Below are 1,073 nucleotides of genomic sequence, written 5' to 3' on the forward strand. Positions count from 1 at the left end.
CTGAAAACGTGCCGCTGCCTCTTCGCCATGGCTTAAGCGCATCGCTTCAAAAGCCTGGTCAAAAACCTCTTGTACCAACCTCGATAATTGGCGAGCCGTCATACCATTGCGGCCACGAATCTTCGCAATAATAGGGTGCGTTTCTCCCAATACAGGAAGACTGTTTAATCCTCTAGACGCTCGATATCGCTTTAAATATGGAATAAAGCTTGGTGGAACGGTGACGTCCCGTAACTTTCGACCTTTTCCATATACTTTTAACCACCAATTATCATCATTATCTTTCCAGAAATGTCCCATTGTTGGGACCCAGTCTGCGCGTTCTGAGAACTCTGAAATTCGTAAAAATAAGGTTTTTAAGGACGCAATGAGAAATAAATTCCGCTCATACTTTGAGTCGTCATTGGCCATTTTTTCAGCGACATCAAGCAAATATTGCCATTGATCTTCACTCAGACGTTTCACGTCTTTAACTTGTGCGTCTTTTATAAAATACTTGCAGTCTTTTTTAGCAACTTGAACCGGATTTCCGTAACAAATCTCTTCATCCATCATATGTTTATAGAACGCATTTAAAGCTGTAAACATTGCGTGCAAGGTTTGCTGCGATGGACGATATAATTTTTTATCTGGCTTGGACTGATCGCCTTTAGCTTGAACTAATCGAAATGGAGCCCATTCGGGATTGATTTCAAACACACCGTTAGAGAAACGATATTTCTCGTGATTCACAAAGCAAATCCAATTTAACGGCGGTTGCCAAAAGAAATCTGCATAAGCAAGGATGTCTGATTTGCGCAGCTCATCAATTGGCTTATCGGATACAAGAAATGACCACAATAAAAACTTTTCGAGTTCTGAACGAAAACGTGTGTAAGTATGCTGAGATTTGTTGCGACCAATATAAGACAAAAATTCTTGACCCCATTGCCATGCATTGCGTTTCCATTTATCAGACTTTTCTAAATAGGTATTGAGTTCGGGAAAATCATCTAGACGAACATCTTTTAATTCATCATATGTAGGAAACAAAGGAAACGGCGTTGATACGGGCATAGCATGTTATTTTTTTG

1 protein-coding gene is annotated in these 1,073 nt (G+C 40.1%); it reads right to left on the reverse strand.

What is annotated here, in order from left to right; genetic code table 11:
* The coding region (locus tag A3762_RS25470) for an integrase (RefSeq protein ID WP_068758206.1) at positions 1 to 1,056 on the reverse strand (1,056 nt) is incomplete at its 3' end.
* Between the last annotated feature and the right edge of the window lie 17 nt (positions 1,057 to 1,073).

It is taken from the genome of Oleiphilus sp. HI0125, from assembly GCF_001635355.1.